Source organism: Streptomyces sp. BF23-19, assembly GCF_041106355.1.
Classification (GTDB): Bacteria; Actinomycetota; Actinomycetes; order Streptomycetales; family Streptomycetaceae; genus Streptomyces; species Streptomyces virginiae_A.
This window is the reverse complement of the sequence record NZ_JBGBPT010000037.1, coordinates 25453-45890: the sequence shown is the minus strand read 5'-3', so window position 1 is coordinate 45890 and position 20438 is coordinate 25453. Positions and strand designations below refer to the sequence as shown.

Sequence of the window (20438 nt, the reverse complement as noted above, 5' to 3'; positions counted from 1 at the left end):
CCTACCAGCCAGTACAAGGTAACCAGCTACAAAATTCGGAAAGACTCTTCCACCATACGAGATACCTCGGGCGTTCGGAATGGTGGGGTCATACGAAACAGGTCCGCGCCCCCCACTGAGTGGAGGGCGCGGACCTGGTAATTCATACGTTGAAGACACCGACCCGCCATGCTCGCCTCGCGGCAAGTGGTCGCTCTGAGCGACGAAGGTTGGGCCCGGGGGCTTGGATCGAGTCGGTGCCGTACCCAGGCTAACAAAGGATCGCCGAAAGTGATCCCCCCACTCGTACCCGTATCCGAGCACCACGCTCCTGGCCGCGGACCATCCGGCCGTAGGTGGGAGCCCCTACGGCCGGAGCAGCTCCGGCACCCCGTCCGCGTCCGGCTTGTCCCGGTCGGCCGAGACCACCGTCAGCTGCTGCGTCGCACGCGTCAGCGCCACGTACAGCACGCGCAGGCCCGCCGGGGACTCGTCCGCGATCTCCGCCGGGGAGACCACCACCGTGGCGTCGTACTCCAGGCCCTTGGCCTCCAGGCTGCCCATCGCCACCGCCCGCTCGCCGAGGTCCGCGAGCCAGCCCGCGGCCTCCGCCCGCCGGTCCATCGCCACGACCACGCCGACGGTGCCGTCCACCTGCTCCAACAGCCGCCGGGTCTCCTCCCGGACCGCCGTACCGAGATCACCCGCGGCGGCCGTGAAGCGGGGCTCCAGGCCCGTGGAACGCACCGCCGACGGCGGCTCCATGCCGGGCATCGCCAGGCGCAGCACGCGGGAGGCCACCTCGGCGACCTCTGCCGGGTTGCGGTAGTTGACCGTCAGGGTGAACCGCCGGCGCGGACGCGACCCGAGGGCCTCGTCCCGGGCCGCGGCCGCCTCCTCCGGGTCCGTCCAGGAGGACTGCGCCGGGTCGCCGACCACCGTCCACGTGCCGTGCCGGCCCCGGCGGCCCACCATCCGCCACTGCATCGGCGTCAGGTCCTGGGCCTCGTCCACGATGACGTGCGCGTACTCGGTGCGCTCCGCCGCGAGCCGCTCGGCCCGCTCCCACTGCGTCTCCTCGCGGGTCGGCATCAGCTCCTCCAACCCGCTGAGCTGGTCGAGCGGGTCCATCTCGCGCCGGCGCCTGGGCCGCGCCGGGGCGCCCAGCAGCAGCTGGAGCTCGTCCAGCAGCGCCACGTCGTGCACCGACAGGGGGCCCTTGCCGTCCGGGCCCACCCGGCGCAGCGAGCGGGCCAGCTGGCGGCTCTCGCGCGGGCCCAGGTCCCGGCGTGACCAACGGCCGAGGTGGCGCTCGTCGGCGAGCGCGGCGAGCACCGCGCGCGGGGTCAGCTCGGGCCACCAGGCGTCGAGGAAGCCGATGAAGGCGTCCTCGGTGGAGATGTCCTCGTCGAAGGCGGAGCGCAGTTCGGCGGCCAGCTCCGGGTCGCTGTGCCGGCCGGCGCCGCCGGACTTCGCGTAGAGGGCGTCGAGCAGCAGCTTGCGGGCGCGCGGGCGCAGCAGGTTGACCGGGGCGGTGCCGCTGAGCACGTTCTGCCGGATCCGGTTCAGCTCGTCGGCCTCCAGCTCCTGGCGGCGGCCGAAGGCCACCACGCGCAGCCGGTCGGGGGCGCCGCCGAGCTCCAGGGCGCCCCGTACGGCCTTGCGGAGCACCTTGAGCATCCGGGAGGAGCCCTTGATGCGGGCCACGGCCGGGGAGTCGTAGGTGGTGGCCTCCGCGCCGTCGACGAGCGAGCCCAGCGCCCGGATGGCCACCTGGCCCTCCTCGCCGAGCGAGGGCAGCACGCCCTCGGTGTACGCGACGAGCAGCGGGGTCGGCGAGACGATCAGGATGCCGCCGGAGTAGCGGCGCCGGTCCTGGTAGAGCAGATAGGCGGCGCGGTGCAGGGCGACGGCGGTCTTGCCGGTGCCGGGGCCGCCCGCGACCTCGGCCACGGAGGCGGCGGGGGCCCGGATGACCAGGTCCTGCTCGGCCTGGATGGAGGAGACGATGTCGCGCATCGAGTGCGTGCGGGCCCGCCCGAGGGCGGCCATCAGGGCGCCGTCACCGATGGCGGGGAGCTCTCGGCCGTCCAGGAAGGCGGTGACCTCGGGGCGCATCAGGTCGTCCTCGACGCCCAGCACCTTGCGGCCCTTGGAACGGATGACGCGGCGGCGCACGACCCGGCCGGGCTCCTTGGGCGTGGAGCGGTAGAACGGCGCGGCGGCCGGCGCGCGCCAGTCGATGACCAGCGGCGCGTAGTCGGAGTCCAGGACTCCGATGCGGCCGATGTGCAGCGTCTCGGCGATGTCGGCGGTGAGGTCCTCGCGGATCGCGTCGTCGGCGGGCTCGACGGAGGTGTACGCGCCGTCCGCGCCGCGCTCCCCGTCCTTGCCGAGCACCAGGTCGACGCGGCCGAAGAGGAAGTCCTCGAACTCGTTGTTCAGCCGGTTGAGGTGGATACCCGCCCGGAAGACCTGGGCGTCGCGCTCGGCGAGCGCGCCGGGCGTACCCACCTGGCCGCGCTTGGCGGCGTCGTTCATGAGGAACTCGGCCTCGTGGATCTTCTCCTCAAGGCGTCGGTACACCTGGTCGAGATGCGTCTGCTCGACCGCGATCTCCCGATCGCGGACGGAATCCGCCGTGCTGTCGACAGCGGCATTCTGCGCGGCCACCAAGGCCCCCTTCTGACGTGCATGGGCGACCGTCAAAGGTACGCGAATCGGCCCCCTGTCCGCACGCCCGTTCCGGAACCGGTCTCGCAGGGTGGTACGCCCCGCACCAGGACGCTCACCTGGATCCGGCCGCCAGGGCCCGGCGGCGGTGCCGGGCCACGCGCTCCCGGTTCCCGCAGCGCTCGCTGGAGCACCACCGGCGCCGGTGGCCGCGGGAGGTGTCCAGGTAGACGCGGGTGCAGCCGTCGCCGGCGCAGGCCCGCAGCAGGGCCCGGTCGCCGGGGTCGGTCAGCAGCTCGACGGCGTCCCGGGCGACGGCCGCGAGCAGCGCGCCGCACTCCACGCCGCCGCACAACTCCCGTACGAGGTGGCCTTCCTGGTCCCGTACGGCGCACAGCCCCGGGGGTGGTCCGGCGGCCAGCGCGTTGACCCGGGCGAGGGCGTTCTCGTCCGTGTCGGTGCCGAGCAGTTCCGCCCGTACGAGCGTTTCCACGTCGGCGCGCAGGGACCGGAAGGCCGCGGCCCAGTCGGGGCCCACCCGGGCCAGTGGCGTCCGATCGGGGACCAGGCCGGCGCCGGCGAGCCACACCCGCAGCTCGTCACCGTCCGGGATCGCCTCGTGCGGGGTGAAGGTGGCCACCAGGTCCAGACAGACCCGCCCGGTATCGAACCGCATGCCGTCAGCCTCCCGTCGTGGGGTGCCGTACCAGATTGCCGCCCGGCGGGTCACAGCGGAAGCCCCCGAACCGGTACCTCCGGTGGCCATCCGGCCGGCCACCTCCAGCCTCGCCGGCGTTTGAGACGCAGGGTCTGGGCGGAGCCCCAGGAAACCCGGCTCCGCCGGGCACCGGGCTCCGCCCCGGACCCCGCTCCTCAAACGCCGGAGGGGCTGAAGATGGCCGGAGGCACTGGATGTGATGGCTGCGCCGCAGGCGGCACCGCGCCGCGGCTAGGTGGCCGGAGGGTCGTCGTGGAGGAGGCGTTGGAAGAGGCGGTGGTCGCGCCAGGCGCCGTCGATGTGCAGGAAGCGCGGCGCGAGGCCGAACTCCTCGAAGCCCGCCTTCGCCAGCACCCGCTGCGAGGCCAGGTTGTCGACCAGCGTGCCCGCCTCCACCCGGTGCAGGCCCAGCTCGTCGCGGGCGACCCGGCAGACCTCCGCCACGGCCGCGGTGGCCACCCCCTTGCCGTGCCAGGCCCGGTCGACCCAGTACCCGAGACCGCCGCTGCACAGCGGCCCGTACGCGATCGAGCCGAGGTTGATCGCGCCGACGGGCGTGCCCGTGGCCGTCTCGACGAACACGTACGGGACGATCCGCCCCGCGTCCCGCTCGGCGAGCACGCCCTCGAGCCGCTCCCGCTGGCCGGCCTCCGTGTAGAAGGCGTTCGGCCGGACCGGCTCGAACGGCGCCATGAAGGCCCGGTTCCGTGCGAACGCCTCGGCCAGTCCCGCCGCGTCGCCGAGCGCGACGCCCCTCATCTCGACCCCGTCAACAATGATCATCCCGGCACGCTAGCCGAGGACCCCCCGGGCCGTCACCGCGTCGGCCGGGAGCTCCCCGTACTTGGCCTCGCCGCCCGCGTCGAGCGACAGCCGGTACCCCCGCTTGACCACCGTCTGGATCAGGTTCGGGGCCCCCAGGGCCACCCGCAGGCGGGCCATCGCCGTCTCCACGGCGTGCTCGTCCCGGCCCGCGCCCGGCAGCGCCCGCAGCAGGTCCGCGCGGGACACCACCCAGCCCGGCCGCCGGGCCAGCGCCCGCAGCAGGGCCATCCCGGCGGGCGGTACGGGCCGCAGCTGCGCGTCCACCAGGACCGCGTGCCCCCGGATCTCCACCCGGTGCCCGGCCACCGGCAGCACCCGGGCCCGGCCGGGCAGCTCCTTGCAGAGCAACTGCACCAGCGGGCCCAGCCGGAACCGCTCCGGCTGCACCGTGTCCACCCCGTGCGCCTGCAGCGGCAGCGCGGTCACCGGCCCGACGCACGCGGACAGCAGCCTGCCGCGCAGCGCGTCCAGCACGGCCTCCCGCAGCCCCCGTTCCTCGGCCCGGGACAGCAGCGAGGCCGCCGCCGGCGCCGAGGTGAAGCTGACGGCGTCCACTCCGCCGCCGACGATCGCGTCGAGCAGCCGGTCCAGCGGCGCGAGGTCCTCCGGCGCCATCCACCGGTACACCGGGACCACCACCACCTGGGCCCCGCCGGCCCGCAGGGCCTCGACGAAGCCGGGGAGCGGCTCGCCGTGCAGCTGGAGCGCGATCCGCCGGCCGGACACCCCGGCCGTCAGCAGCCGTTCCAGTACCTCGGCGAGCGATTCGGAGTCCGGGGACCAGGTCTCCGTGAGCCCGGCGGCCCGGATGGCGCCCTTCACCTTCGGCCCGCGCGCCAGCAGTTCGGTGGCGCGCAGCCGCTCCAGCAGTTCCTCACCGACGCCCCACCCGTCGGCCGCCTCGATCCACCCCCGGAAGCCGATGGCGGTGGTGGCCACGACCACGTCCGGTGCGCAGCCGATCAGTTCCTTCGTCGCGGCCAGCAGCTCGCTGTCGTCGGCGAGCGGCACGATCCGCAGCGCCGGCGCGTGCAGCACCGCCGCCCCCCGACGGCGCAGCAGCGCGATGAGCTCGTCCGCGCGGCGGGCGGCCGTGACCCCTACGGTGAAGCCCGCGAGCGGGCCGGTGTTCGTGTCGTCCATCGTGACCTGCCTAGTGACGCATGTGGGGGCGGTACGGGTGGACCGAGCCTGTCAACACGTCGTGTCGGACTCGGTTCACCCGTATTTCGCCCCGGTTACACCGACGTGAGCTGCGGTTTCGTCTCGACCCCGACCGTGTGGATCACGGGGGCCACGGGGCGGCGAAGGTATACCGCCCAGGTCACCGCGCAGCACAGGGCGTAGAAGCCGAGGAAGGTGACGAAGGCCGCCGTTCCGGAGCCGGAGGTGCGGAACGCCTCCCGGAAGACCAGGTTGATGCCGAGTCCGCCGAGCGCGCCGACCGCCCCGATCAGTCCCATGGAGGCGCCGGAGAGCCGCCGTCCGTACGCGGCCGCGCTCTCGCCGCTCATGCCGCGTGCCAGTGCCTTCGCCTGGAAGATGCCCGGGATCATCTTGTACGTCGATCCGTTGCCGAGCCCGCTCAGGACGAACAGGGCCACGAACCCGACGAGGAAGACCGGGAGCGAGGACCGCTGGGAGGCGAACACCACCACACCGGTGGCCGCGGCCATCGCCACGAACGTCCCCAGGGTGATCCGCGCCCCGCCGAACCGGTCCGCGAGCGCCCCGCCCACCGGCCGGATCAGCGATCCGAGCAGCGGCCCCATGAAGGTCAGCGAGGCGGCCTGGAGCGGGGTGCGGCCGAACTGGGTCTGCAGCACCAGGCCGAAGGCGAAGCTGTAGCCGATGAAGGACCCGAACGTGCCGATGTAGAGGAACGCCATGATCCAGGTGTGCGCGTCCTTCAGCGCCTCGCGGACCGCGCCGGTGTCGTTGCGCACGGGCGCCAGGTTGTCCATCCGTACGGCCGCCAGGACCGCCGCGGTCACGATCAGCGGGAGGTAGGCGGCCAGCAGGTACCGGGGATGCGTGGCCCCGGCGGTCGCGATGACCAGCAGCCCGGCGAGCTGCACCACGGGCACGCCGATGTTGCCGCCGCCGGCGTTCAGGCCGAGTGCCCAGCCCTTCTTGCGGAGCGGGAAGAAGGCGTTGATGTTGGTCATGGAGGAGGCGAAGTTGCCGCCTCCGACGCCGGTGAGGGCGGCGACGACCAGGAAGGTCCCGTAGGAGGTGCCGGGCTCCATCACCACGATCGCGGCGACCGTGGGCGCGAGCAGCAGCAGCGCGCTGACGACGGTCCAGTTCCGGCCGCCGAAGCGGGCGACGGCGAAGGTGTAGGGCACCCGGACGATCGCGCCCACCAGGGTCGCGGTGGCGATCAGGAAGAACTTCCCGGCCGGGTCGACGCCGTAGGCCGGTCCCATGAAGAGGACCATCACGGACCAGAGCGACCAGATGGAGAACCCGATGTGCTCGGAGAACACGGAGTAGACGAGGTTGCGGCGGGCGGTCCGCTCCCCCGTCTCCTTCCAGAAGGTCTCGTCCTCGGGATCCCACTGCTCGATCCAGCGGCCCCCCTTGCGCGGTGCGGTCGTACCGGTCATCACACGCCTCCACAGCTCTCGCGTCCGTGGAACGACCGTAGGAACGGCGCGTTTCCGCCCCGGTCCCCGCCGGATGACCGCCGGGAAACCTTGCTCTCACCCGCCGCCGGGGGCGCCTGTGAGCGCGGCCGGGCGCCAGCTCGCCGGGGGCACGTCCAGCCAGCCGTGTGCGGCACCGAGGTCGGCCACGGCCCGGTGCAAGGCTTCGAGTCCGGGGTGGCTGAAACCCTTCCGCCACACCATGGACAGCGGGGACAGCGGTACGGGATCGACCAGCGGCCGTTTCACGGACCCGGGCATGTCGACGAAGTCGACGGTCACCAGCACCGGATTGCCGGTCTTGGCCATGACCCGGCGGAACTCGTCCTTGCCGATGGCCACCGGTGCGGGCGGCGCCATCAGGATCCCCCGGCCGGCGAACAGCTCGCGCGCGAGCCCCGTCCACTCCAGCGTGCGCGGGTTCCCGGCGCCCGCGTACACGGTCTCCCCGGCCAGCGCGTCCAGCGGTACGGTCGCCCGCCCGGCCAGCGGGTGCCCCTCGGGCAGCAGCACGGCGAGCGGCTCGTAGCGCACGGGCCGGTGCGCGATGCGCGAGCGCCACACCGGGTCCAGCCCGTCGGCGTACCCGAAGGAGACGTCGAGACGCCCGGCGGCGACCTCGGCGGCGGCGTGGGTCAGTCCGCTCTCCCAGCGGGCCATCAGCTCGCAGTCCGGGGCCAGCTCCCGGGCCCGATCCAGCACGGTGCGCGCGGTGCTCGGCCCGTCGGTGTTCAGGTCGACGAGGAGCGGCCGGGGCGCGGCGAAGGCGGCGGCGACCGCCTCGTGCGCGGCCAGCACCCGCCGGGCGAGCGGCAGCAGCCGCTCCCCGTCGGGGGTGGGCTCGACGGCGCGGGTCGTACGGACGAACAGCGTGGTGCCGAGGGCCTCTTCGAGGCGCCGTACGTCCCGGCTCAGCGCCTGCTGGGCGACGTACAGCCGGGCGGCGGCCCGGGTGAAGTGCAACTCCTCGGCCACGGCGACGAACCCGCGCAGCAGCCGGGGATCCACATCACGGGGCATCACCCCCGGAGACTAACAACAGATCGGGGTGAATGGCCTCCGAACAGGTGTTGGACGGTTCGCCCGGTCCCGGCCGAGGGTGGTGGTCATGCCCCTCATGGCCGTCACCGGCAACACCCTCGTCCTCGCCGCCCCGCCCGCCCCGCCCGCCCCCGTCCGCACTCCCCCGCGCCCGCGCCCGCGCCCGCTGAGCCCGTACCGGCGCCTGTTCGCACTGCCGGGCACGCGCGGGTTCACCGCCGGGAACCTCCTCGCCCGCCTCCCCATGGGCATGTTCGGGGTCAGCGCGGTCATGATGATCGCCGGCCAGCGCGGCTCGTACGCCCTCGCCGGCGCGGTCACGGCGACCGGCCTGGCCGCCGCCGCGCTGGTCGCGCCGTGGACCGCCCGGCTGGTCGACCGGCACGGCCAGGCCCGGATCGCCGTCCCGGCCACCCTGATCGCGGTCCTCGGCTCGCTCTCCCTGATCGTGTGCGTCCGTGCCGGCGCCCCCGCCTGGACCCTCTTCGCCTCGTACGCGGCGACCGCCACCACCCCCAACATCGGCGGCATGTCCCGCGCCCGCTGGACCCACCTGCTGCGGGACTCCCCGGGCGCGCACCACACCGCGATGTCCTTCGAGCAGGCCGCCGACGAGCTGTGCTACATGCTCGGCCCGGTCCTGGCGGCCTTCCTCTGCTCGGTGGTGTTCCCCGAGGCCGGCACCCTCACCGCGGCCGCCCTGCTGCTGACGGGGATGTTGGTCTTCACCTCCTGCCGCGCCACCCAGCCCCCGGTGGCGGCGGGTCCCCGGCACGGCTCGCCGCTGCGCGCCCTGGCCCCGTTGCTGCCCCTCTTCCTCGCCACGGGCGTGGTCTTCGGCTCGATGGAGATCGCCTCGATCGCCCACCTCGACGCCCTGGGCCTGGGCGCGGCCTCGGGCCCGGTGCTGGCCCTCCAGGCGGCGGGCTCCTGCGCGGCCGGGCTGCTCTACGGCACCCTGCGCCCGCGCGGCCTGCGCACCTGCCTGATCGCCATGGCCGCGGCGATGGCCCTGCCGTGGCTCGCGGCGAGCACGGGCGCGCTCCTCCCGCTGGCCTGCGCCCTGCTGCTGGCGGGCATGGCCACGGCTCCGACGATGGTGACGGCGATGTCCCGGGTCCACGCGCTCACCCCGGAGGGCCGCCTCAACGAGGGCATGACCCTGGCGGTCACCGCCATCCTCGCGGGCATCGCGCTGGGCGCGGCGGCGGCCGGCACCCTGATCGACCACCTGGGCCCGACGACGGCCTACGCCCTTCCGGCCGCGGCGGCCGTTCTCGCACTCGCCTCCGTCCGGGCCATCACTCGTACCAGGTGATGCCGCAGACGTAGACGCACTCGTGCCGGGGGACGGCCAGGAAGTTGATGAACCCGCACCCACCGAGGATGTCGAATTCCCGGAGACCGCCGGTCCTTCCGGTGGGACGACCGACGGCCTCGGCATCCCGGCCGAGCGCCGACAGTTCGGTGGCGATCCGCTCGACCTCCGCGATCACCCCGGGTGGCAGACCGCCGGTGATGTGCGCGGAATCGTCAGTGTTGTAGTCCCATGTCCAGTGGCTCACAGGCCGGTCTCGGCCTCTGCTTTGTCGAGGATCTGCTGGATCTCGACCAATGCCGGCCCGGGATCCTCGACCCCTTCCTGAACCAGCCGTTCCAGGGCGTGGAGACGTGCGGCCCTCCGGGGGTGGCGTTCGATCTCGACGAATACGGCCCAGGAGTGGATGAAGGCTCGCAGCGGGGCGAGCGACTGCGCCTGCTGGGCACTCGTCGTGGCCTCGAAGAGGTGCTGCGTCAACCCGGGGACACGGCTGGGCGCGATCTTCGCGACGGCCTCACGAAGGGCGGCAGGCGTGAGTTCCGGCATGGGGATCAGCGGCCCGCCCTCGTCGGAGATCGGCGTACTCACATGTCCTCCTCGCTGGAACTCCGCTCCGGAGTGGGCTTCTCACCGTACCGCCACCGGCAGCGCAGCGCGGACGCTTCCCACATGACAAAGGCCCCGCAGCCGAGAGGCCGCGGGGCCTGTGCCCACATGGGATGAGTGGAGATGGCGGGAATCGAACCCGCGTCCAACGGTGCAGAAGCAGGGCTTCTCCGAGCGCAGTCCGCTGCGCTTTTCTCGGCCCCGGAGATCACACGGACAAGTCTCCGACGGGCTCAGTCACTGTTTGATTTCCCTCCAACCCCCGTGACCGGGGCTAGAGGTTTAGATCCCTAATTGACGCCAGGATCCGGACCGGGACCACTTCCGGGCTGACGCTCCTCACAGAGGCTTCAGCTCACTGTTATTAGGCAGCGAGGGTGAAGCGGGAGTTATCGCTCTTGGAGTTGGCGATTATTGTTTGCGACATATGGTTAGCGAGATCATTGCCGCTTCCTCGGCTCGCTTCCCCTGCATCGACATCCGCTGTCGAAACCGATCATCCCCATGTTTTTTTAACAATGTGCTCCACCCCGGGGGGCGGTGCTGACGCCATGGTACGCGAAGTGGACCACCACGTGCCAGGTGATTAAACCGTGCCGCGCTGCTTGCGACGGATCGCCGAGATCGTCCGGTTCGTCTCGCGGGTGTCCTGCTTCTCCCGCATGGTCTGCCGCTTGTCGTACTCCTTCTTGCCCTTGGCCAGCGCGATCTCGACCTTCGCCCGACCGTCCTTGAAGTACAGCGACAGCGGCACGATCGTGTGACCCGCCTCGTCCGCCTTGCGCTCCAGCTTGTCGATCTCCTCGCGGTGCATGAGGAGCTTGCGCTTGCGCCGGGCGCTGTGGTTGGTCCAGGTGCCCTGGCTGTACTCCGGCACGTGCACGTTGTAGAGCCAGGCCTCCCCGCTCTCCACCGACACGAAGCCGTCCACCAGCGAGGCCCGGCCCTGGCGCATGGACTTGACCTCGGTACCCGTGAGCACGAGACCGCACTCGTAGGTGTCGATGATCGCGTAGTCGTGGCGCGCCTTCTTGTTCTGGGCGATCAGCTTGCGCCCTTTTTCCTTAGCCATAGTGCGGTCATTTTCGCACTACGGACCCACCCCGAGGCCACCCAATACTGTGACCGCCCGCTCCTCGACCCGCTCGCCCGCCGGTACGTCCGGGGTGATGCCGCCGCCGTCCAGGCTGCGGCCCGCCGGCGTGCGGTACGTGCCCACCGTCAGCTCGGCCACCGAGCCGTCCGGGAGTTCGGTCGGCATCTGCACCGAGCCCTTGCCGAAGGTCCGGCTGCCCACGGCCACCGCCCGGCCCCGGTCCTGCAGGGCGCCCGCCACCAGTTCCGCCGCGCTCATCGTGCCGCCGTCGACCAGGGCCACCAGCGGCCGGGTGGTGTCCCCGCCCTTCGCCGCGTACAGGACCCGCTGGTCGCCCCGTACGTCGTACGTGGCCACGAGCCCGCCGTCCAGGAAGGCGGAGGCGGCGGTGACCGCCTCGGTGACCAGCCCGCCCGGGTTGCCCCGCAGATCGAGGACGACCCCCTCGCCGGCCGGGGCCGCCTTGACGGCCGCCTTGACGCGGTCGCCGGAACCGCGGGTGAAGGAGACCACCTTGATGACCGTGACCCCGTCCGGGCGCTGCCGTACGGTCACCGGCTCGGTACGCAGCTGCTCGCGGCGCACGGTCTCGGTGAGGTCGGCTCCGTCCCGGCTCAGGTTCAGCACGACGGGGGTGCCGGCGTCGCCCCGCAGCAGGGCGACCACGTCGGTCACGGCCAGGCCCGTCACGGCGTGCCCGTCGACGCTCAGCAGCCGGTCCCCGGCCCGCAGTCCGGCCCGGGCGGCGGGGCTGCCGGGCTGGATCTTGTCGACCTTGATCACGCCGTCGGAGGCCCGCCCGGCCCACACCCCGACGCCGGTCCAGTGGCCGTCGAGGCCCTCGGCGAAGGCGGCGTACTCGCCCTGGTCGTAGACGGTGCCCCAGCGGTCACCGCTGCGGCTGACGACCTCCTGGGCCGCCTTCTTCCCGGACTTCCCCTCGGCGACGGCCTCGGCGACGGCGCGGGCCACCGCGTCCCGGTCGACGGTGCCCGCCTCGCGCGGGCCCTCGGCCGTGGGGGCGCCCGCCAGGGCCGCGGCGGCCGTGGCGCCCTCCTCGCGGTCCCAGCAGCCGGTGTACACACCGGCGCCGACGGCGGCGAGGAAGGCCATCGTCAGAACGGCCCCGCGACGCAGGTCGCGGGCCCGGAGACAGACGGCGGGAATACTCGGCAAGCCCAGCATGGCGCCGAGTCTAGGACAAGCCCCGCGCCGGTACGGGTGGTTGACCGGACCGCTCGCGGGGCGCTTGTCACACCTTCAGGTACTTGCGCAGGGCGATGAAGGCGGCCATGGAGGGCATCAGGAGGCCGATGAAGAGCACGTACGGGAGCTTGGCCAGCACCGATCCCCAACCCATGAAGTCGATGAGCTGGATCTTGTCCCGCAGTCCGACGCCGTGGTCGATCACGAAGTACTGGCCGGACATCAGCATGGCGCAGGCGAACAGCGCGCCGATGAGGCCGGCGACGGCCGCCTCCATGATGAAGGGGACCTGGATGTAGAAGCTGGACGCACCCACCAGCCGCATGATCCCCGTCTCACGCCGTCGGCTGAACGCCGAGACGCGCACGGTGTTGACGATCAGCAGCAGCGCCACGATCAGCATGATCAGCATGATGGCGAGCGCGGCGATGTTCAGGTAGTTGAGGATCCGGAAGAGGTCGTCGATGGCCTGGCGCTGGTCGTCGACGGTGTGGATGCCGTCACGGCCGACGAAGGCGGAGGTGACGACCTTGTACTTCTCCGGGTCCTTCAGCTTGACGCGGAAGGACTCCTGCATCTGGTCGGGCGTGATGGAGGAGGCGAGCGCCGTGTTCCCGAACCGCTCCTGGTAGTGCTTGAACGCCTCGTCCGCCGACTCGTAGGCGACGGACTTCACCAGGGACATCTGCTTGAGCTCGGCCTGGATCTGCTTCTTCTGCTCCTCGGTCACCGCACCCTTGGCGCAGGTGGTGACGCCCGTGGAGCCGCCCGCCGAACCGTCGGCCTTCTTGGTCGCGGCCTCGCTCGCCTCGAGGGCGTCCTGCTTGTTGCAGAGGTAGATCGAGACGTTGGCCTTGTCGTACCAGAAGCCCTTCATCTTGCTCACCTGCTCGCTCATGAGCATGGAGCCACCGAACAGGGCCAGCGAGAGGCCCACCGAGATGATGACCGCGAAGGTCATGGTGAGATTGCGACGGAGACCGACGCCGATCTCCGACATGACGAACTGGGCGCGCATTGCGTCTCAGGGACCTTTCAGTGCTGGTAGCCGTAGACGCCGCGCGACTGGTCGCGCACGAGTCGGCCCTGTTCGAGTTCGATGACGCGCTTGCGCATCTGGTCGACGATCTGCTGGTCGTGGGTGGCCATGATCACCGTGGTGCCGGTCCGGTTGATCCGGTCCAGCAGCTTCATGATCCCGACCGAGGTCTGCGGGTCGAGGTTGCCGGTGGGCTCGTCCGCGATGAGCAGGGCGGGGCGGTTGACGAAGGCGCGGGCGATGGCCACGCGCTGCTGCTCACCGCCGGAGAGCTCGCCCGGCATCCGCTCCTCCTTACCGCCCAGACCCACGAGTTCGAGGACCTGCGGGACGGCCTTGCGGATCTCACCGCGCGGCTTGCCGATGACCTCCTGGGCGAAGGCCACGTTCTCGGCCACCGTCTTGTTGGGCAGCAGGCGGAAGTCCTGGAAGACGGTCCCCAGCTGGCGCCGCATCTGCGGAACCTTCCAGTTGGAGAGCTTGGCGAGGTCCTTGCCCAGGACGTGCACCTGGCCGTGGCTCGCCCGCTCCTCGCGGAGGATGAGCCGCAGGAAGGTGGACTTGCCGGAGCCGGAGGAGCCGACCAGGAAGACGAACTCGCCCTTCGCGATGTCGAGGGAGACTTCCCTGAGTGCGGGGCGGTTCTGCTTCGGGTAGGACTTGGAGACACTGTCGAATCGGATCACGGGTGCACCACGGTCGCCGGGAGTAGGTGTGCGTGACCATACGCGAACGGGCGCGAGGTGGGGACCCGGCCTCCGGACTTGCCCGATTTATCCCGGCGTGCGGGCGCTCAGGACCGTGATTGCCCGGACGGGCCGCGCCGAATGTCGGCGAAGCCGGCACAGTGGTAGGGGGAACGCTCCGGTTCCCCACGCCGTTATAGGCAGCAGAAGACCGAGGGGACGAGAGGAGGAGCGCATGACATATGACCGGCTCGTGTGCGCGAACTGCGCCGCACCCGTCAGCCAGGGCCGCTGCCCGGTGTGCCGGGCGAACCGGGAGCGCCTCCAGCAGGAGGGCCCCTTCTCCGGCCTGAACCCCGTGACACTCATCGCGCTCATGGTGGTCCTCGTGACAGCTCTGGTACTGGTGGCCCAGCACACCGCCTAGACCGCCACCGCCCCGGCCGTGGTGCCCGTGCCCCGTGCCACGTACCGATCACACACGCGAGAAGGGCCCGGACACCAGGTGTCCGGGCCCTTCCACGTGTATCGCGCCGTTACGCGGTCTGCTCCTGCTGCTTGCGCCAGCGGATTCCGGCCTCCAGGAAGCCGTCGATCTCGCCGTCGAGCACCGCCTGCGGGTTGCCGACCTCGAACTCCGTCCGCAGGTCCTTGACCATCTGGTACGGGTGCAGGACGTAGGAGCGCATCTGGTTGCCCCAGGAGCTGCCGCCGTCCTTGAGGGCGTCCATCTTGTCCTTCTCCTCCTGGCGGCGCCGCTCGAGGAGCTTGGCCTGGAGGACGTTCATGGCGCTGGCCTTGTTCTGGATCTGCGAGCGCTCGTTCTGGCAGGAGACGACGATGCCGGTCGGCAGGTGCGTGATGCGCACCGCGGAGTCGGTGGTGTTGACGCCCTGGCCGCCGGGGCCGGAGGCGCGGTACACGTCGACGCGCAGCTCGGCCTCGTCGATCTCGACGTGGTCGCTGGTCTCGACGACCGGGAGCACCTCGACGCCCGCGAAGGAGGTCTGGCGGCGGCCCTGGTTGTCGAAGGGCGAGATGCGCACGAGGCGGTGGGTGCCCTGCTCGACGGAAAGGGTTCCGTAGGCGTACGGGGCCTTGACGACGAAGGTGGTCGACTTGATGCCGGCCTCTTCCGCGTACGAGGTCTCGTAGATCTCGGTCGAGTAGCCGTGCCGCTCGGCCCAGCGCAGGTACATGCGCTGCAGGCGCTCGGCGAAGTCGGAGGCGTCGACGCCGCCGGCCTCGGCACGGATGTTGACCAGGGCCTCGCGCTCGGCGTACTCGCCGGAGAGCAGGGTCCGGACCTCCATCTCGTCCAGCGCCTTGCGGACGGAGACCAGCTCGGTCTCGGCCTCGGCCAGGGTGTCCGCGTCGTCCATCTCCTGGGCGAGCTCGAACAGCACCGCGAGGTCGTCGATGCGCCCGCGCAGCGTTTCGGTCTTGCGGACCTCCGCCTGGAGGTGCGAAAGCTTGCTCGTGATCTTCTGGGCGGCTTCCGGGTCGTCCCACAGGGACGGCGCGGCGGCCTGCTCCTCGAGCACGGCGATATCTGCCCTCAGCTTGTCGAGGTCCAGGACGGCCTCGATCGACCCCATGGTCGAGGAGAGGGACTTCAGCTCTTCGGAAACATCGACGACTGCCACGGGTCCAGCGTAGCCGGTCCCCGGAGGACGCCGTCCGGGCAGGCCGAATCACCCGTTCTGATGATGGATCGCACAGGCGTACGCTCTCCGTATGACCGTTCTCCTCGTCAAGCGCCGCCATGTGGACCACATGCGTGTCACGACGACGAGCTGTCCGCCGCCGGACCGAACCCAAGCCTGATCCACCACGATCCGACTTGGTCCTGTACGCGGCCCCCGTGGTCCCGGCACCATCCCCGTCGGAGACCCTCCCCCCGCCCGCGGCCCCCACCACCTCTGGGGAACAGGACCCCGTGACATCCGAAACGGAGCCGTCATGCCGTCCGCGCACACTCTCCCGGTCCTGGACCTCTCCCAGGCCGACGACCCGGCCCTGCGGGCCGACTTCCTGAAGCAGCTGCACGCGGCCGCCAGGGACACCGGTTTCCTGCACCTGACCGGGCACGGCGTCACCGCCGCCGAGAGCGCCCGCATCCTGGAGCTGACCCGGGAATTCTTCGCCCTCCCGGAAGCCGACCGGCTCGCCGTCAGCAATCTGAACTCCCCGCACTTCCGCGGTTACACCCGAATCGGCCACGAGCTGACCGGCGGCGCCTCCGACTGGCGGGACCAGCTGGACGTCGGCGCGGAGCGCCCGGCGCCGGTCGTGGGGCCGGACGACCCGGCGTTCCTGTGGCTGGAGGGCCCGAACCAGTGGCCCGCCGCCCTCCCGGAGCTCCGTACGGTGGTCCTGGACTGGCAGTCCAGGCTCGCGGCGGTGGCCCACCGCCTGCTCCAGGAGCTCCTCGTGTCGATCGGCGCCCCGGCGGACTTCTTCGACGAGGCCTTCGCGGACCGCCCGCACCTGCACACCAAGCTGATCCGCTACCCCGGATCGGCCCCCTCCGGCGCCGACCAAGGGGTCGGCGCGCACAAGGACTACGGGTTCCTGACGCTCCTGCTGCAGGACTCGGTGGGCGGCCTCCAGGTGGTCCGCGACGGCGGCTACGTGGACGTACCGCCGATGCCGGGCGCGTTCGTGGTGAACCTGGGCGAGCTGCTGGAGATCGCGACCGAGGGCTACCTGACGGCGACGGACCACCGGGTGGTCAGCCCGCCCGGCGCGGTGGAGCGGTACTCGGTGCCGTTCTTCTACAACCCGCGGCTGGACGCGGTGATCGAGACCGTCCCGGGCGAGTACCTGCGCTCGGCGCCCGGTGTCGCGCACGACGAGTCGAACCCGCTGCACGCCCAGTACGGCCGCAACGAACTGAAGGGCTGGGTCCGCGCCCACCCGGCCGTTGCCCGGCGCTGGCACCCGGAACTGGCCACGGTGTAGCCGTTCCCGGGCGCTGCCCGGACCCGCGCCTCGAACGCCGGCGGGGCTGGCTCTCAGCCTCGCCGGGCTCGTATTTCAGCCTCGCCGGCGTTCGAGGCGCCGGGGGTCGGGGGCGGAGCCTCCGACCACGGCGCCGCACGGCGTCACGGAACCCGCGGCACCGATCGCTTGCTGTCCTGCGGGGGCGGGGCCTCGTCCCCCGAGACGGCGAGCCACGTACCCAGCCCGACCGCCGCGGCCAGGGCCAGGGCCGACGCCGAGAGGACCAGCCGGCGCTTGCGGGCCGCCTCCGCCCGGTGGCGGGCGGAGCCGGGGCGGTGGCCGCCCGCCGGGCGCGGGACCCGGGCGGTGCCCAGCACCCCGCCCGCCAGCTCGTCCGGTCCCGGCACGCGCATCGAGGTGTGGGTGTCCCGGTTGGAGTCGGTCGCGGAGCCCGGCACCAGCGGGACCACGCCCCGCCGCCGGACCGGGTCGGCCGCCGGTTCCTCCGAAGGCTCGGGGTCCGGATCCGCGTCGTCCGGCTCGTCCACGTCCAGCGGCGGCATCCCCGCCAGCAGCGGCAGCAGGTCCCGCAGCCGGACCGACAGCTCCGAGGCCCGCAGCCGCGAGGCCGGGGCCTTGGCCAGGCACTGCACGATGAGCTGCCACAGCTCGTCGGGGATCCCCGGCAGCGGGACGACCGTCTCCGTCACGTGCCGCCGCAGGACCGCGCCCGGGTGGCCCCCGCCGAAGGGGGTGAATCCGGCCAGCAGCTCGTACAGAACCGTCGCCAGGGCGTATATGTCCACCGCGGCCCGCGGGGGCAGGCCCTCGACGATCTCCGGCGCCAGGTAGTCCGGGGTGCCGATGATCCGGGTCGTGGGGGCCGAGGCCCGGCCCGTGGAGGCCCGCCGCGGGGAGTCGATGAGCTTGGCCACACCGAAGTCGGTCAGCAGCGCCGGGTGCGAGCCGCCGGGGCCGAGCCGGCCCTGCATGTCCAGCAGGACGTTCTCCGGCTTGACGTCCCGGTGGACGACCCCCGCCGCGTGCGCCGCGGCCAACGCGTCGGCGACGTCCGCGACGATCGCCACGGCCGCCTCCGGGGCGAGCCGCCGTTCACGGTCGAGGCGCGTGCGCAGGTCCGTACCGCGGACGAGGTCCATGACGAGGGCGAGGTCGTTGCCGTCCACGACGAGGTCGCGGACGGACACGACGTGCGGATGCTCCAGGCCGAGCAGCGCGCTGCGCTCCTGGACGAACCGTCCGACGAGTTCCTGGTCGGACGCGAGGTCCTCGCGCAGCAGTTTGACGGCGACGGGCCCGTCAGGCCCCTCGCCCAGCCACACCGTGCCCGCGCTGCCGCGCCCCAGGATCTGGTGCGCGGTGTACCGGCTGCCGATCTTCCGTGCCACGACTGCTCCCTCAGCGGCTGGCGTACGCACCAAAGCTACGCGGCCGGGTGGGCATTGGAGGCCGGCAGGGGGCCGGATTCGCGGCGACCTTCACTTCTGCGAGCGAAATCGTGTCCCAGAAGTCGACAAATCCACGAAGTCGGAGCTACGAGGGTCCGTTTCAGGGCTTGGTGGAACCCGAGGAGCCCGCGGAGTCCCCGATCGTGCCGACCCAGTCGACGACGCCGGAGCCCCAGGTCCAGACCTGGTCCCACCAGCCCTTGCCGGTGCCGACCCACTCCTGAAGCGGGGTCAGCTCCCAGACCAGCCAGCCGGCGACGAAGAACACCAGGATCAGCACCAGGCAGCCCTTGAGGCAGCCGAGGCCGGGGATCCGCACCGGGTTGGCGCTGCGGCGGCGCGGCTCACGCGGCTCCCGGGGGGCCGGCCGCTGCTGCGGCGGCTGCGGGGGCTGCTGCTGCGGCTGGGGCTGGCGGTACTGGGGCTGCTGCGGCTGAGGCTGCTGCTGGTACGGCTGGGGCTGGTGCTGCTGCGGCTGGTAGTGCTGCGGCGGCGGGGGCGCGTACTGCTGCTGCGGCGGCGGCTGCTGCGGCTGGCGGTACTGCGGCTGCTGCGGCTGCTGGTACTGCTGCTGCGGGGGCGGCGGGCCCTGACGGTACTGCGGCGGCTGCTGCTGGGGCCGGTGCTGCGGCGGAGGCGGCGCCTGCCGCTGCGGGCGGCGGCGCAGCGGGTCCTCGTTCGGGTCGAGGTACTGGATCTGCGTCTGCTCGTTGCGGTCGCGGGCGGCCTGCATCTGCGACTGCCAGGGATGCGGCGAGTCGGGCTGCTGCACCGGGGGCATCACCGAGGTCGGGTCGGCCCCGGGGCCCGCCGCTTCCCCTGGCCCTCCGGGCCGGGGAGACCCCATGGGCAGCACGGAGGTGGCGTCGGCCGCGCCGACCGGCGGCAGGACGCTGGTCATGCCGTTCGGGTCGTACCCACCCACGGGCGCGCCGGGGGTCTCGGGGACCGGGGCCGGCGAGGGGTCGGGTGCGAGCAGCGCGCCGACGCCGAGCGCGGCCTCCACCTCGGCGGCCGAGGAGTGCACGCCGATGCCGGAGGCCACCACGCGCAGCCCGCGGGCCAGGCTCTCGGCGCTGGGGCGCTCGTTGGGCTCCTTGCGCAGGCAGCGCTCGATGACCGTCCACAGCGGCTCGGGCACGGTCGAGGGCCGCTGCGGGTCCTCGCTGAGGTGGCGGTGGAGCACTTCGAGCGCCGTGCCGCCGGCGAACGGCGGGCGGCCGGTGAGCAGCTCGTAGAGCAGGATGCCGGCGCCGTAGATGTCGACGGCGGAGGTCTGCGGGCGGCCCTCGGCGGACTCGGGGGCGACGTAGGCCGGGGTGCCGACGAACTCGTGCGTGCGGGTCAGGCCCGGGGAGTCCGCGAGACGGGCGATGCCGAAGTCGGTGAGCATCGGCTTCATCTGCCCGCCGCGCTCGTCGAGCAGCACGTTGGCCGGCTTCAGGTCGCGGTGGACCACGCCGTCGGCGTGGCTGGCGGCGAGGGCGTCGGCGACCTGGGCGGTCAGCAGGCTCGCGGCGACGGGCGTGAAGGGGCCGTTCTCGCGGAGGTAGCGGTGCAGGTCCGGGCCGTCGATCAGGTCCATGACCAGGGCCAGCAGATCGCCCTCGACGACGAGGTCACGGGTCCGGACGATGTTGGGATGGGTCAGGCGCAGCAGGACCGAGCGCTCCCGCAGGAAGCGCATGACGATGTCGGGATCCTGGGCCAGCTCCTCCTTGAGGACCTTGATGGCCACGGTCTCTCCGGGCTGTCCCGCGACGGCCGCCTCCGCGCCCGCGGCCTCCCTCTGGCGGGCACGCCAGACAGTGCCCGTGGCGCCGCGCCCGAGCGGCTCCTCGAGCAGGTATTTGCTGCCGACTGGCCGCACGTCTCGCGCTCCCCTGCTGTCGTCTGAATGTGGTCGATCCGCTGCGTGGTTTTCCGGCCCACTCTAGGGGGTGTCCCCTCGGAAGACGCCGGTCCCCGGAGGTTGGTTGCCGCACATATGTACGGAGGGTGATGTTTGCGGGGTATGCCGGAGGCGATTTTCCCCGTCTTTCCCCGCCTTGGTGGCCGGATCCGACCGGGGTCCGACCCGGGTCCCGACACATCAAGATCATTTGTTGCCGGGTGCCGGGCGTGTTGTCCGTGACAGGTGCGAGGATGCACATGTACGGACGGCACGGGACGGGAGCCCCGCCTT

At 72.1% G+C, this 20438-nt stretch carries 18 protein-coding genes and 1 other RNA gene; 3 read left to right on the top strand and 16 right to left on the bottom strand.

Annotated features, from left to right (window positions below):
- Positions 1-345: 345 nt before the first annotated feature.
- The 6 genes from AB8A24_RS21520 to AB8A24_RS21495 form a co-directional block, all read right to left on the bottom strand.
- Entirely contained in the window at positions 346-2652 is a 2307-nt protein-coding gene (locus AB8A24_RS21520; RefSeq protein WP_369477181.1) for a UvrD-helicase domain-containing protein, read from the bottom strand.
- 115 nt (positions 2653-2767) lie between these two features.
- A complete protein-coding gene (locus tag AB8A24_RS21515; protein WP_328963181.1) occupies positions 2768-3328 on the bottom strand; it encodes a CGNR zinc finger domain-containing protein in 561 nt (186 codons plus the stop codon).
- Between the two features lie 273 nt (positions 3329-3601).
- Complete coding sequence (locus AB8A24_RS21510) at positions 3602-4153, bottom strand: GNAT family protein (protein ID WP_328963180.1); 552 nt, start codon at positions 4151-4153, stop codon at positions 3602-3604.
- A 9-nt stretch (positions 4154-4162) separates the two neighbouring features.
- The gene (locus tag AB8A24_RS21505) at positions 4163-5338 is read right to left on the bottom strand and encodes a uroporphyrinogen-III synthase (RefSeq protein WP_328963179.1); all 1176 of its coding nucleotides are present in this window, start codon (positions 5336-5338) and stop codon (positions 4163-4165) included.
- Between the two features lie 95 nt (positions 5339-5433).
- The gene (locus AB8A24_RS21500) at positions 5434-6804 is read right to left on the bottom strand and encodes a NarK/NasA family nitrate transporter (RefSeq protein WP_266391912.1); all 1371 of its coding nucleotides are present in this window, start codon (positions 6802-6804) and stop codon (positions 5434-5436) included.
- Between the two features lie 96 nt (positions 6805-6900).
- Positions 6901-7863: a LysR family transcriptional regulator gene (locus tag AB8A24_RS21495; RefSeq protein ID WP_369477180.1), complete on the bottom strand. Its 963-nt coding sequence runs from the start codon at positions 7861-7863 to the stop codon at positions 6901-6903.
- Between the two features lie 97 nt (positions 7864-7960).
- On the opposite strand from AB8A24_RS21495, the gene AB8A24_RS21490 reads away from it, so the two are divergent.
- The gene (locus tag AB8A24_RS21490; RefSeq protein WP_369477194.1) at positions 7961-9202 is read left to right on the top strand and encodes an MFS transporter; all 1242 of its coding nucleotides are present in this window, start codon (positions 7961-7963) and stop codon (positions 9200-9202) included.
- Here the strand turns inward: AB8A24_RS21490 and AB8A24_RS21485 are convergent.
- From AB8A24_RS21485 to ftsE, 7 genes are all read right to left on the bottom strand, one after another.
- Positions 9186-9449 (bottom strand): hypothetical protein, encoded by a 264-nt coding sequence (locus AB8A24_RS21485; protein WP_369477179.1) that lies wholly within the window; start codon positions 9447-9449, stop codon positions 9186-9188. The genes AB8A24_RS21490 and AB8A24_RS21485 overlap by 17 nt on opposite strands.
- The gene (locus AB8A24_RS21480; protein ID WP_328963176.1) at positions 9446-9793 is read right to left on the bottom strand and encodes a hypothetical protein; all 348 of its coding nucleotides are present in this window, start codon (positions 9791-9793) and stop codon (positions 9446-9448) included. Before AB8A24_RS21480 ends, AB8A24_RS21485 begins: the two co-directional genes overlap by 4 nt.
- Positions 9794-9926: 133 nt before the next feature.
- Positions 9927-10315, bottom strand: a transfer-messenger RNA (tmRNA) gene (gene ssrA, locus AB8A24_RS21475).
- A gap of 82 nt (positions 10316-10397) precedes the next feature.
- Positions 10398-10883: an SsrA-binding protein SmpB gene (smpB, locus tag AB8A24_RS21470; RefSeq protein WP_033224453.1), complete on the bottom strand. Its 486-nt coding sequence runs from the start codon at positions 10881-10883 to the stop codon at positions 10398-10400.
- 18 nt (positions 10884-10901) lie between these two features.
- Entirely contained in the window at positions 10902-12092 is a 1191-nt protein-coding gene (locus AB8A24_RS21465) for a S41 family peptidase (RefSeq protein ID WP_369477178.1), read from the bottom strand.
- 67 nt (positions 12093-12159) lie between these two features.
- On the bottom strand, positions 12160-13131 hold the full coding sequence (ftsX, locus tag AB8A24_RS21460) for a permease-like cell division protein FtsX (RefSeq protein ID WP_328963173.1): 972 nt from the start codon (positions 13129-13131) through the stop codon (positions 12160-12162).
- Between the two features lie 17 nt (positions 13132-13148).
- On the bottom strand, positions 13149-13838 hold the full coding sequence (gene ftsE / locus AB8A24_RS21455) for a cell division ATP-binding protein FtsE (protein WP_030774285.1): 690 nt from the start codon (positions 13836-13838) through the stop codon (positions 13149-13151).
- Positions 13839-14073: 235 nt separating this feature from the next.
- Between ftsE and AB8A24_RS21450 the strand changes: the two genes are divergently transcribed.
- A complete protein-coding gene (locus AB8A24_RS21450; RefSeq protein WP_030724207.1) occupies positions 14074-14265 on the top strand; it encodes a hypothetical protein in 192 nt (63 codons plus the stop codon).
- Positions 14266-14374: 109 nt separating this feature from the next.
- On the opposite strand, the gene prfB is transcribed toward AB8A24_RS21450, so the two are convergent.
- Positions 14375-15484 carry a peptide chain release factor 2 gene (gene prfB, locus AB8A24_RS21445; RefSeq protein WP_328963172.1) on the bottom strand — a complete coding sequence of 370 codons (1110 nt, stop codon included), beginning with the start codon at positions 15482-15484 and terminating at the stop codon, positions 14375-14377.
- 316 nt (positions 15485-15800) lie between these two features.
- On the opposite strand from prfB, the gene AB8A24_RS21440 reads away from it, so the two are divergent.
- A complete protein-coding gene (locus tag AB8A24_RS21440) occupies positions 15801-16802 on the top strand; it encodes a 2-oxoglutarate and iron-dependent oxygenase domain-containing protein (RefSeq protein WP_328963171.1) in 1002 nt (333 codons plus the stop codon).
- Between the two features lie 143 nt (positions 16803-16945).
- Here the strand turns inward: AB8A24_RS21440 and AB8A24_RS21435 are convergent, their stop codons facing one another.
- Entirely contained in the window at positions 16946-18193 is a 1248-nt protein-coding gene (locus AB8A24_RS21435) for a serine/threonine-protein kinase (RefSeq protein WP_369477174.1), read from the bottom strand.
- Positions 18194-18353: 160 nt separating this feature from the next.
- A complete protein-coding gene (locus AB8A24_RS21430; RefSeq protein ID WP_369477172.1) occupies positions 18354-20123 on the bottom strand; it encodes a serine/threonine-protein kinase in 1770 nt (589 codons plus the stop codon).
- Positions 20124-20438: the final 315 nt, after the last annotated feature.

Coding starts and splice junctions, on each gene's coding strand:
- AB8A24_RS21490 (WP_369477194.1), top strand. CDS start 7,961: ATGGCCGTCACCGGCAACACCCTCGTCCTCGCCGCCCCGCCCGCCCCG.
- AB8A24_RS21450 (WP_030724207.1), top strand. CDS start 14,074: ATGACATATGACCGGCTCGTGTGCGCGAACTGCGCCGCACCCGTCAGC.
- AB8A24_RS21500 (WP_266391912.1), bottom strand. CDS start 6,804: ATGACCGGTACGACCGCACCGCGCAAGGGGGGCCGCTGGATCGAGCAG.
- AB8A24_RS21515 (WP_328963181.1), bottom strand. CDS start 3,328: ATGCGGTTCGATACCGGGCGGGTCTGTCTGGACCTGGTGGCCACCTTC.
- ftsX (WP_328963173.1), bottom strand. CDS start 13,131: ATGCGCGCCCAGTTCGTCATGTCGGAGATCGGCGTCGGTCTCCGTCGC.
- smpB (WP_033224453.1), bottom strand. CDS start 10,883: ATGGCTAAGGAAAAAGGGCGCAAGCTGATCGCCCAGAACAAGAAGGCG.
- AB8A24_RS21440 (WP_328963171.1), top strand. CDS start 15,801: ATGCCGTCCGCGCACACTCTCCCGGTCCTGGACCTCTCCCAGGCCGAC.
- AB8A24_RS21465 (WP_369477178.1), bottom strand. CDS start 12,092: ATGCTGGGCTTGCCGAGTATTCCCGCCGTCTGTCTCCGGGCCCGCGAC.
- AB8A24_RS21495 (WP_369477180.1), bottom strand. CDS start 7,863: ATGCCCCGTGATGTGGATCCCCGGCTGCTGCGCGGGTTCGTCGCCGTG.
- AB8A24_RS21505 (WP_328963179.1), bottom strand. CDS start 5,338: ATGGACGACACGAACACCGGCCCGCTCGCGGGCTTCACCGTAGGGGTC.
- AB8A24_RS21510 (WP_328963180.1), bottom strand. CDS start 4,153: ATGATCATTGTTGACGGGGTCGAGATGAGGGGCGTCGCGCTCGGCGAC.